Source organism: Kitasatospora phosalacinea (assembly GCF_000716545.1).
Classification (GTDB): Bacteria; Actinomycetota; Actinomycetes; order Streptomycetales; family Streptomycetaceae; genus Kitasatospora; species Kitasatospora phosalacinea.
Map to the genome: position 1 here is coordinate 1 of NZ_JNWZ01000114.1, position 9447 is coordinate 9447.

9 protein-coding genes are annotated in these 9447 nt (G+C 75.2%); 2 read left to right on the forward strand and 7 right to left on the reverse strand.

Going from position 1 to position 9447, the window contains the following annotated elements; all coding sequences use genetic code 11:
* The first annotated feature begins 204 nt into the window (after positions 1-204).
* A complete protein-coding gene (locus OO48_RS33020) occupies positions 205-1176 on the forward strand; it encodes a hypothetical protein (RefSeq protein ID WP_033223105.1) in 972 nt (323 codons plus the stop codon).
* 48 nt (positions 1177-1224) lie between these two features.
* Here OO48_RS33020 and OO48_RS33025 read toward each other — a convergent pair whose 3' ends face one another.
* The 7 genes from OO48_RS33025 to OO48_RS33055 all read right to left on the reverse strand — a co-directional run bounded on the left by OO48_RS33025 (position 1225) and on the right by OO48_RS33055 (position 8220).
* Complete coding sequence (locus OO48_RS33025) at positions 1225-1992, reverse strand: SDR family NAD(P)-dependent oxidoreductase (protein ID WP_245194907.1); 768 nt, start codon at positions 1990-1992, stop codon at positions 1225-1227.
* Entirely contained in the window at positions 1989-2951 is a 963-nt protein-coding gene (locus OO48_RS33030; RefSeq protein ID WP_033223107.1) for a fumarylacetoacetate hydrolase family protein, read from the reverse strand. Before OO48_RS33030 ends, OO48_RS33025 begins: the two co-directional genes overlap by 4 nt.
* 85 nt (positions 2952-3036) lie before the next feature.
* Complete coding sequence (locus tag OO48_RS33035) at positions 3037-3972, reverse strand: VOC family protein (protein WP_033223109.1); 936 nt, start codon at positions 3970-3972, stop codon at positions 3037-3039.
* A 25-nt stretch (positions 3973-3997) separates the two neighbouring features.
* Complete coding sequence (locus OO48_RS33040; RefSeq protein ID WP_033223111.1) at positions 3998-4990, reverse strand: amidohydrolase family protein; 993 nt, start codon at positions 4988-4990, stop codon at positions 3998-4000.
* A complete protein-coding gene (locus OO48_RS33045; RefSeq protein WP_033223113.1) occupies positions 4987-6120 on the reverse strand; it encodes an FAD-dependent oxidoreductase in 1134 nt (377 codons plus the stop codon). Before OO48_RS33045 ends, OO48_RS33040 begins: the two co-directional genes overlap by 4 nt.
* A gap of 148 nt (positions 6121-6268) precedes the next feature.
* Complete coding sequence (locus OO48_RS33050) at positions 6269-7240, reverse strand: cyclase family protein (RefSeq protein ID WP_033223115.1); 972 nt, start codon at positions 7238-7240, stop codon at positions 6269-6271.
* On the reverse strand, positions 7237-8220 hold the full coding sequence (locus tag OO48_RS33055; protein ID WP_033223119.1) for a fumarylacetoacetate hydrolase family protein: 984 nt from the start codon (positions 8218-8220) through the stop codon (positions 7237-7239). The genes OO48_RS33050 and OO48_RS33055 overlap by 4 nt, the downstream gene beginning before the upstream one ends.
* A 110-nt stretch (positions 8221-8330) precedes the next feature.
* On the opposite strand from OO48_RS33055, the gene OO48_RS33060 reads away from it, so the two are divergent.
* Positions 8331-9278, forward strand: coding sequence for a LysR family transcriptional regulator (locus OO48_RS33060; protein WP_033223121.1), 948 nt, complete (start codon positions 8331-8333; stop codon positions 9276-9278).
* Positions 9279-9447: the final 169 nt, after the last annotated feature.

The window sequence follows — 9447 nt, forward strand, 5'->3', positions numbered from 1 at the left end:
GGGCTGGACGCCCAAGCGCCCCGAACTCGACCGGATCGTCGCCGACGCCTGGGAGTTCACCCTCGCCCACCGCGCCTGACCCGCCCGCACCCCGACCCGACGGGCGGGCCGGGATCGGGCGGCATTCTCCGGACGGCAGGGGGGAGACGGGGGGCACGCGCGCCGAACGCGCTGCCAGTCGCTTCCGTCCCTGGGGGAACTCCCGTGACCATCCGTCTCCGTCTCGCCGTTCTCGGTGCCGGTACCGTACTGGGCACCACCCTCGCCTTCGGCGGCACCGCCTGGGCCTCCGACGAAGGGACGACCGCCACCCCGACCCCGGCGCCGCCCTCCCCCTCCGCCACCGGGTCCGACCCCGCGACGGCGTCCGCGTCCCCGACCGCCTCCGCTACGGCGACCGCCGGAGAAGCGGCACCGGCCGCCTCGGTGGCGATCCTGCCGCCCGCGGACCGGACGCTGGTCGCGGGCGGCGCCCCGGTCGAGTTCACCGCGGAGATCGGCAACACCGGCGGCGCCGCCCTCACCGGCGCCGCCGCGCTGCCCGCCTTCCGCAACGACGCCGCCCGGGACGCGCACGAGGCCCTGCGCGCCGACGAGTTGCTGCTCCAGGTGGAGACCCCCGCGGGCTGGAAGTCCCTGCCGCTGGCGGCCGACCGCGACCTCTCGCTGCGCGGCGGCGCCTCCCCCGTCACCGACATCGCGCCGGGCGGGAGCGCCCGGTACACCTTCCGGCTCTCCCTCACCGCCCGCGACGCCGCCGCGCAGCAGGTGGACGTCCGGCTCGCGGTCCGCTCCGGGTCCGCGGCCGCCCCCGGGGCCGCCGCGCACACCACGCTCCGGGTCGCGCGCCCGGACGCGCCCGCCGCCGGGGCGCCGTCCGCCGGGAACGCGGAGCCGGCCCCGGCCGACCGGGCCGGGGCCGCCTCCGGGCCGACCCCCCGCACCGAGGTGCTCGGTGCCCGCCCGCTGCCCGTCTCCGCCGGGAACGACACCGCCGCTCCCCCGGCCACCGCCACCCTCTCCGCCCCGGCCCGCGCCGGGGCGGCCGAGGAGCTGGCCGCCACCGGCGGCGGACGCCCGCCCGCCTCCCTGCTGGTCAGCGGCGTCGTCCTGATCGTCCTCGGCGCCGTCGGCTTCACGCTCGTCCTCGCCCACCGGCCCGCCCGCCACCGCTGACGGCCCGTCGGCCGGCGGGCGGCTCTCCCCGCCTCCCGGGCCGGGCGGTCAGCCGGCGGGCCGGAGCGCGTCGGAGATCGACTTGGCGCCGCCGTGGGCGGTGTAGCCGCCGTCGACGGGGATCTCGGCGCCGGTGATGAAGGAGGCGTCGTCGGAGAGCAGGAAGACCACCAGCGGGGTCACCTCGTCGACGGTGCCGGTGCGGCCGAGCGGGGTCTCGGCCAGGTTGGCCGCGCGGAACGCGGGCGGGGCGGTGGCGGTCATCTCGGTCTCGATGAAGCCGGGGTGGACGGTGTTCACCCGGATCCCGCGCGGGCCGAGCTCCACGCAGGCGGCCTTGGCGAGGCCGCGCAGCGCCCACTTGCTGGCGGTGTACGCGACGGGGTAGTGCGCGGTCAGCGCGGCCGCGGAGCCGACGTTGACGATGGACCCGCCGGGCGGCATCAGCGGGGCCAGGTGCTGCATGCCGAGCAGCGGGCCGGTGGCGTTGACGGCGTGGACGCGGGCGAAGTCCTCCGCGCTGACCTCGCCGAGCCGGGCCCGCCAGGTGACGCCCGCGTTGTTGACCAGGCCGTGCACCGCGCCGTGTTCGGCGCGCAGGTCGGCGGCGAGCGCGGCCCAGGCGGCCGGGTCGGTGACGTCCAGGGCGCGGCAGCCGTCGGCGGGCCGGGCGTCGGTGGCGACGACGGTCGCGCCCTCCGCCGCCAGGGCGCGGGCCTCGGCCGCGCCCTGGCCCCGCGCGGCGCCGGTGACCACGACGACCCGGCCGGCCAGCCGTCCGCCTCCGGCCGGGGCCCCGGTCACGGCCCCGGTCACGGCCGGTGCCTGGGGCGCGGGCGGGCGGCGGGGACCGGCTGCGGCGCGACGCCCGCGACCACCGTGTTGGCGGTCGTCCCGATGCCTTCGACCGTCAGCTCGACGGTGTCGCCGACCTTCAGCGGCGCGGGCTCCTGGCGCCCGTTCCGCCCCCACAGTTCGGCCAGGCAGCCGCCGTTGCCGCACGTCCCGGAGCCCAGCACGTCGCCGGGCCGGACGACGGTGCCGCGCGAGGCGTAGGCGACCAGGTCCTCGAAGGTCCAGCCCATGTTGGAGAGCAGGTCGGTGCCGACCACCTCGCCGTTGACCCTGGCGGTCAGGGCGAGGCGCAGGAAGCCGTCCGCGTCCCGGTGCGGTTCGAGCTCGTCGGCGGTGACCAGCCAGGGGCCGAGGGTGGTGGCGGTGTCCTTGCCCTTGCAGGGGCCCAGGCCGACCTGCATCTCGGCGGACTGGAGGTCGCGGGCCGACCAGTCGTTGAGGACGGTGTAGCCGACGATGTGGTCGCGGGCCTGCTCGGGGGTGAGGTCGCGCCCCTCCCGGCCGATGACGGCGGCGACCTCCAGTTCGAAGTCGAGCACCTGCGAGCCGGGCGGCACCGGCACGCCGTCGTGGGCGCCGATCACCGCGTAGGGGTTGCCGAAGTAGAACGTCGGTGCGGCGTACCACTGTTCGGGGACGCCGGCGACGCCGTTGACGCTCTTGCGCACCCCTTCGACGTGCTCCTCGAAGGCGACGAAGTCGCGGACGGTGGGCGGCTGGACGGGCGGCAGCAGCCGCACCTCGGCGACGGCCGGGCCGGGCGGCCCGGCCAGAGCGGCGCGGCCGGCGGCGTGCAGGGCCTCGGCGCCGGCCCGGATCAGGTCGAGCAGGCCGGTGCCGGCCGGCAGCGGGTGCAGGCGGTCGTCGGCGAGCGCGCCGCAGTGGCGGCGGCCCCGGTGTTCGTAGGTCGCGAAGCGCATGGGGACTTCCTCGGGTCGGTACCGGGGGCGCGGTGCGGTGTCAGGGCACGACGGGTGTCGCACCGCGCCCCCGGGGCTTGGCGGGTCAGACCGGCGGGGCCACGAAGACGCCGCGGTCGACGTCGTTGAAGGACTCCCTGGCGACGATCTCGCTCATCGGGTTGGCGGTGCCCCACTGGTCGGTGACCTCGGGCTGCGAGAAGTCGTAGACGTGCGGGTGCCAGGCGTCCTCGTCCAGGGACTCCAGCTCGGTGGTGTACTCCACCGTGTTGCCGTGCGGGTCGAGGAAGTACGAGAAGGTGTTGTTGCCCGCCAGGTGCCGGCCGGGGCCCCAGATCTTGCGGACGCCGGCCCGCAGCACCCGTCCGGTGCCGTACATGTACTCGTCCAGGCCGCGCAGTTCGAACGAGACGTGGTGCAGCGAGGTGTGCGGGCCCTTGGCGAGGGCCATCGAGTGGTGCTGGTTGCTGATCCGCATGAAGTGCATGACCTCGCCCATGTGCGGGGAGGACAGCGTGTCGGACAGCCGGAAGCCGAGGTGCCGCTCGTACCAGAGCCGGGTGCGGTCCAGGTCGGGCGAGTTGAGGACGACGTGGGAGAGCCGGACGGGCACCGACTCCTTCTCCTCGATCCGGCGGTGCTGCCGGGCGGCGACGTCGGCCGAGACCTCGATCGTGCGGCCGTCGCAGTCGAAGAAGCGGAAGCCGTAGCCGCCGCCGGGGGTGTCGACGTCGCCCGGCCGGGAGATCAGCCGGACTCCTCCGGCGAGCAGTCCCTCGGCGAGGGTGTCGACGTCGGCGGGGTTCGCGGCGCCGTAGGAGACCAGGTCGAGGCGCTTCTCCTCGGCCCGGCGCAGGCGCACCACGTACTGCTCGGGGGAGCCTTCGGCGGCCAGGAAGGACAGGCCGCCGTCGGTGGCGGTCTCGGTCAGCCCCCAGACGCCGGAGTAGAAGTCGAGCTGCTTCTCGAAGTCGGGCACGGCGAGGTCGACGTGCCGCAGGTGGGTGAGCAGGCGGTTCATGGGTGGTCCTCCTCGATCGGGGGCGTCAGAGGCCCAGCAGGGCGGCGGCGTTGGCGCCGCGCACGGCGGCGTGGTCGGCGGGCGGCAGGGCGGCGGCGGCGAGGGCGCCGAGCGGGTCCTCGGTGCCCATGTCGAACGGGAAGTCGGAGCCGAGCAGCACCCGGTCGGCGCCGGCCGCGCGGATCAACTCCCGCAGCACGTGCGGGTCGTGGACCAGCGAGTCGAAGTGGAGCAGGCGCAGGTAGGAGCTGGGTTCGTGCGCGCAGCCGCGGGCGTCGGGGCGGGCCCGCCAGGCGTGGTCGGAGCGGCCGATGTGGGTGGGCAGGTAACCGCCGCCGTGCGCGGCGACGACCTTTAGGCCGGGGTGGCGGTCGAGGACGCCGGAGAAGATCAGGTGGGAGAGGGCGACGGCGTTCTCGGTGGGCTGGCCGACGGTGTTGGACAGGTACCAGCGGTCGAGGCGCTCGTCCAGGGTGCAGCCGAAGGGGTGCAGGAACAGCACCGCGCCGGTCTCGGCGGCCCGGGCCCAGAACGGTTCGAGGGCCGGGTCGGAGAGTTCCACGCCCGGGGCGTGGCTGGAGAGTTCGACGCCGAGCAGCCCGGCGGCGAGGGCGTGGTCGAGTGCTTCGACGGCGAGGTGCGGGTGCTGGAGCGGGATCAGGCCGAGGCCGCGCAGCCGTTCGGGGGCGGCGGCGCAGTGCGCGGCGGTGACGGTGTTCGCCGTCTCCCAGACCTCGCGCGCCGTCTCCTCGTCGGCCCAGTAGTGGTAGTGGGAGGGCGACGGGGAGACCAGCTGCACGTCGACGCCCTGGGCGTCCATGGCGGCGAGCCGGGCGGCCGGGTCGGTGAGCAGCGGGATCCGGGCGGCGACCATCGGGCCGCTGACGGACAGCGACTTCGGGCCGTTGCGGCGGGCGTCCAGGGCCTTGGCGTGGGCGAGGCCGGGCCGTCCGGCGACGAGCGCCTCGACCTCGGGCAGCAGCAGGTGGGCGTGGACGTCGACGGCGGGGCCGGTCACGGCTTCTCCTTGAGGACGGCGGTGGTGCGGGCCATCAGGCCGGGGACGTCGGCGTCGCGGACGCCGTCCATCAGCCACTGGCCCAACTGGCAGGAGTTCTCCACCACCATCCGCACCCGCGGCAGCCGGCGGTCGCGGTAGTCGAGCAGCAGCTGCTCGTCGAACTCGTCGGCTCCGGTGAGCAGTTCGGCCAGCACGAGGACGTCCTCCAGGGACATCGCGGCGCCCTGGGCGAGGGTGGGCGGGCAGGCGTGCGCGGCGTCGCCGACCAGCACGACGCGGCCGCGGTGCCACGGTCCTTCCACCAGGTGCCGGTCGAACCAGGTGTAGTTGACCTGCGCGGGGTCGGTGATGGACGCGGCGATCCGCTCCCAGTGGCCGCCGTAGCCGGCCGCCAGGCGCCGCATCTCGTCCGCGTACGCGGCGGGATCGATGGTGGCGCGGTCGCGCTTGGGCTCGACCAGGTAGGCGTAGACGGTGTCGGGGCCGGTCGGGCAGTAGCCGGCGATGTACGCGGGGCCGCCGTAGGCGAGGTCGGTGCGCTCCACGCCGGCGGGGCGCGGGGCGGGGGTGCGCCAGATCGCCATGCCGGTGGGTTCCGGGCGCTCGGTGACGCCGATCATCGCGCGGGTCGCGGAGGAGACGCCGTCCGCGCCGACCACCAGGTCGTAGCGGCCCGAAGTCCCGTCGGAGAACTCGGCGTCCACGCCGTCGGCGTCGCCGTGCAGGGCGGTGACGGTGGTGCCGAGGCGGACGTCGGCGCCGGTGGCCTTCACCGCGTCGATCAGGATGCGCTGCAACTGGGGGCGCTGCATGCCGACGGTGGCGGGCAGGTCGTCGCCGCCGGTGCGCACGTCGCGGGCGACGTGCAGCACGGTGCCGTCGGGGGCGGTGAGGCCGACCGAGTCGAACGCGAAGCCCGACTCCCGGACCTGCGGCCAGACGCCGATCTCGCGCAGGGCGCGGAGCGCGTTGCCCTGCAGGGTGATGCCGGATCCGGAGACGTTCCAGTCGGGCTTGGCCTCGATCAGGTCGACGGCGATGCCGGCCCGGCGCAGCAGGACGGTGAGGCCGTTGCCGGCGGTGCCGCCGCCGATCACCAGGACCGAGTGAACGCTGGTGGGTGTCATGGGGGTTGCTCCCTGGCGGGTGGGCCGCGCCTCGTTGCGCGGCGGACGGGAGAGGGTGGGGGCGCCGACCGGCCGGAGGCTGTCCCGGAGGTTCGGCCGGTCGGCGGTCCGGGGGTGTCGCGCGGGGGGAACTCGCGCGCGGCCGACGCTACTTGACGGCGATCGGGTTGACCGGGGAACCGACCGCTCCGGTGATCGGCAGCGGGGCGGCGGTCAGCCAGAACTCGTACACGCCGTCGGCGGCGCAGTGTTCGGCGAGGGCGTCCGGGTCCCACATCTCGCCGATCAGCAGGCCGAGGTTGGGGATGGCGACCTGGTGCAGCGGCTGGAAGGCGTGGTCGAACTCGTTGGGGCGGACTTCGAAGCCCCAGGTGTCGGTGGCGATCGCGGCGATCTCGGTGCGGTGCAGCCAGCCGGCGGTGGTGAACGACAGGCCGGGTGCCGGGCCGCCCGCGTACTCGCCCCAGCCGTCGCGCCGCACCCGGCTGAGCTGCCCGGTGCGGACCACGACGATGTCGCCGCGTCCGACGGCGGAACTCGGGCCCTGGGCCTCGATGGTGGCGCGCAGGTGCTCCTCGGTGACCGCGAAGCCGTCGGGCAGTTCGCCGTCGGTGCCGACCACCCGTCCGACGTCCAGGAGCACTCCCCGGCCGGCGATCTGGTGGTCCATGTGCTCGATGCCGGTGACCTGGTCGCCCTCGGAGGTGACGGTGGTGGCGGCGTCGCGGCCGTTCCAGGCGCGGCCGTGGTCGAAGATGTGGCCGAGGCCGTCCCACTGGGTGGAGCACTGCAGCGGCATGGCGATCACGTCGTCCGCGCCGCCGATGCCGTGCGGGAAGCCCTGCAGGCCGGCGGCGGCGTCGGTGCCGGTGTCGAGCATGGTGTGCACGGGGTTGGTGCGCCGCCGCCAGCCGCGCTGCGGGCCGTCCATGTCGAAGCGCTGGGAGAGCGAGAAGCTGACGCCCTGCCGGATCAGCCCGGCCGCCGCCCTGCGCTTGTCCTCGTCCAGGAAGTTGAGCGTCCCGAGCCGGTCGTCGGCGCCCCAGCGCCCCCAGTTGGAGTACGCCTTCGCGGCGGCGGCTATCGCGCCCTCGGGGTCGGTGCGGTCGAGGGCGTTCACGCCTGCTCCCGGACGCAGCGGGTGCGCTGGGCACCGAGGCCGGTGATGGTGCCGTCCATGACGTCGCCGTCGGCGAGGAAGCGGCCCCAGTGCATGCCGTTGCCGGCGGGGCTGCCGGTGAGGACGAGGTCGCCGGGCAGCAGCCGGGTGGTCTGCGAGGCGTAGGAGACCATCCGCGCCACGTCGAAGATCATGTCCTTGGTGGACTCGTCCTGCATGGTCTCGCCGTTGAGCTTCAGCGTGACCCGCAGGTCGGCGGGGTTCTCGACGAACGCGGCGGGCACCAGGTAGGGGCCGAGCGGGGTGAAGCCGGGGGCGTTCTTGGAACGCAGCCAGTCGGTGCCGATCTCCGGCATGTCGCGCCGGAAGACGAGCTCACGGGCGGTCAGGTCGTTGGCGATGGTGTAGGCGGCGACGTGCGCGAGCGCCTCCTCGGGGGTGACCCGGTACGCGGGGGCGCCGATGACGGCGGCGAGCTCCAGCTCCCAGTCCGGCTTGACGCACCAGTCGGGCAGCAGCACCTCGTCGTGGGGGCCGGTGACCGAGGACGGCAGGCCGATGAACACGTACGGCTGGTCCTCGGCGGCGCGCCGGTCCATCATCGCGCCGATCTCGGCGCGGGCCTGCTCGACGGTGCGCGGGTCGTCGGCGGGGCGGTGCGCGATCGCCAGGTCGATCACGTGCTGCCGGTAGTTGGCGCCGGACTGCAGCAGTTGCCGGGGCTCGACCGGGGCGAGGGTGCGCAGGTCCTCGACGGGCCGCCAGGCGCCGTCCGCCCGGCCCGCCAGGTCGTGCAGGACCGGCAGCGCCTCGTCCCACCGCTCCAGCAGTTCGCGGGTGGTGGCGGGGCTGCCGAGCGCGGGGCGGCCGCGGAGGTCCAGGACCCGGCCGTCGACGACCAGGCCGGGGAAGGGAGCGCCGTCGCCGTCGGCGAAGGTGCCGAGGGCGAAGGGGCCGGAGAGTTGCGCGTGTGTTGCCACGAGGTTTCCTCTCGATGCGATGCGACTAATGTGGCCCCGGCACGGCAATCATGGAAATCAATTCTGCTGATACGACTCATCCACCGGATGGATAGGCGGGGCGGCCCCGGATGAACCTCGCGACCCTCGACCTCAACCTGCTCCCCGCCCTGCGCGTTCTGCTGGAGGAACGCAACGTCACCCGGGCCGGCCGGCGGCTTGGCCTCAGCCAGCCCGCCATGAGCGCCGCCCTCGCCCGGCTGCGCAAGCACTTCGACGACCAGCTGCTCACCCGGGCCGGCAACAGCTACACCCTCACCCCGCTCGGCGCCGCGCTGCTCACCATGACCGGCCCCGCCTGCGACCTGCTGGAACGGGTCTTCACCTGCCAGGCGTCCTTCGACCCGGCCACCGCCGAGCGCGAGTTCACCCTGCTGACCTCCGACTACGCCGCCGCCGTGTTCGGCGCCGGCCTCGCCCGCGCCCTGCACGCCGAGGCCCCCGGCATCCGGCTGCGCTTCCAGCAGGTCGGGCCCACCCTGGTCGACTCGATCACCGACTTCCTCGGCGCCGCGGACGGGCTCCTCCTGCCGCACGGCCTGATCAGCGGCTACCCGTCCCTCGACCTGTACACCGACCGCTGGGTCTGCCTGGTCGCCGACGACCACCCGGACCTCGGCGGCCCCGACGCCACGGACCCGCTGACCCTGGACGACCTGGCCCGCCTCCCCTGGGCCGTCTACCAGCACCCGCACGACGCCCCCGCCGCCCGCCACCTCTCCCTGCTGGGCGTCGAACCGCGGGTCGAGGTCACCGTGGGCACCTTCCAACTGCTGCCCGCCATGGTGGCCGGCACCCGCCGGGTCGCCCTGATCCAGGAACGCCTCGCCGCCCGGCTCGGCCCGCACAGCGGCGTCCGTGCCCTCCCCTGCCCGTTCGACCCCGTCCCGCTCACCGAGGCCCTGTGGTGGCACCCCATCCACACCCCGGACGCCGCCCACCAGTGGCTGCGCGAGACCGCCGCCCGGGTCGGCGCCGAACTCCAGGAACGGACGCACCGTCATCCGTCGGGCGGATGACGGGTATCCGCACAATCGATCGGCCGGGGCATTCCCCCGGAGCCGTCCGCCCGTTCAGGATGGCTGCCACCCCGGCCCGCCGACGGCGCCGTCCGCGCCCGTCCGCTCCCCGCTCCCCCGCGCCGGGCGGAACCCCACGCCTCGAACGGACCCGCCATGCCCGCAGCCC

Bases quoted from the DNA above. Each gene is read 5' to 3' on its own strand.
- OO48_RS33045 (WP_033223113.1), bottom strand. From the start codon at position 6,120: ATGACACCCACCAGCGTTCACTCGGTCCTGGTGATCGGCGGCGGCACC.
- OO48_RS33035 (WP_033223109.1), bottom strand. From the start codon at position 3,972: ATGAACCGCCTGCTCACCCACCTGCGGCACGTCGACCTCGCCGTGCCC.
- OO48_RS33030 (WP_033223107.1), bottom strand. From the start codon at position 2,951: ATGCGCTTCGCGACCTACGAACACCGGGGCCGCCGCCACTGCGGCGCG.
- OO48_RS33060 (WP_033223121.1), top strand. From the start codon at position 8,331: ATGAACCTCGCGACCCTCGACCTCAACCTGCTCCCCGCCCTGCGCGTT.